Genomic DNA, 816 nt, shown 5'->3' with positions numbered 1-816 from the left:
ACCGCACCAATCCCGCGCAGCGGGTTCGTTCTCCCCCCCATTGCCGACATAACTGCCGCAGAAATAAGCCCTTAAAATCCACTTGCCATTTTTATCATTAATCAGTGGATTTTTCTTGCCTGAATAGTAAATTATCCAGATCCAATGGATTTATAACTCACTGATAAACCAGCATACTAATTATCATTATCTTCTGGTGTTCGACATTATTCTCTCTGAACGATGATTGTCGCCGAAACCGCAGCCCTATGATCACGCAGCCCTCTTCATCCACTCCCCGTACCGCCCGCCGCTGGACCACGCCGTGGCGCAATATGCTTTCGCCTTCAAGTGGTCTGACGCTCATGAGCGCTTCGAGCAGGCTATCATGCTCGTCCTGATCGGTCTGATCATGGCCGTTACGGTCTCGGCTACCGCTCACCTCGTGGTGGCGGTCTGGCACCTGCTCTCCAGGTCTGCCGTCGATCCCACGGACCAGGGGGTGTTCCAGACCGTTTTCGGGGCCGTCTTCACAGTTCTGATCGCCCTCGAATTCAAGCGCTCCCTGCTGGCCGTGCTCGCCCATGGCGAGAATATCGTACGGGTGCGCACGATCGTCCTGATCGCCCTGCTCGCGATCGCACGCAAATTCATCCTCCTGGACCTGCAGACCATCGCCCCCATGGACGTGCTCTCCCTCGCCGCTGCGGTCCTCGCACTCGGGATCGTCTACTGGCTTGTGCGCGACCAGGACGCCCGTGCCGACGCACGCATCCGCCAACAGGGCGCGTCCCTCAAGAAGGATGTGCCGGATGCTCAGTGAAGTCCGCATTCTCG

1 protein-coding gene is annotated in these 816 nt (G+C 57.2%); it reads left to right on the top strand.

Annotated features, from left to right (window positions below; all coding sequences use genetic code 11):
- The first annotated feature begins 304 nt into the window (after positions 1-304).
- The gene (locus AD944_RS00155) at positions 305-802 is read left to right on the top strand and encodes a phosphate-starvation-inducible PsiE family protein (RefSeq protein ID WP_248845786.1); all 498 of its coding nucleotides are present in this window, start codon (positions 305-307) and stop codon (positions 800-802) included.
- The last annotated feature ends 14 nt before the right edge of the window (positions 803-816 follow it).

This window comes from Acetobacter tropicalis (assembly GCF_001580915.1).
Classification (GTDB): Bacteria; Pseudomonadota; Alphaproteobacteria; order Acetobacterales; family Acetobacteraceae; genus Acetobacter; species Acetobacter tropicalis.
The sequence above is the reverse complement of the archived record's forward strand: the minus strand, read 5'-3'. Positions and strand labels throughout refer to the sequence as shown.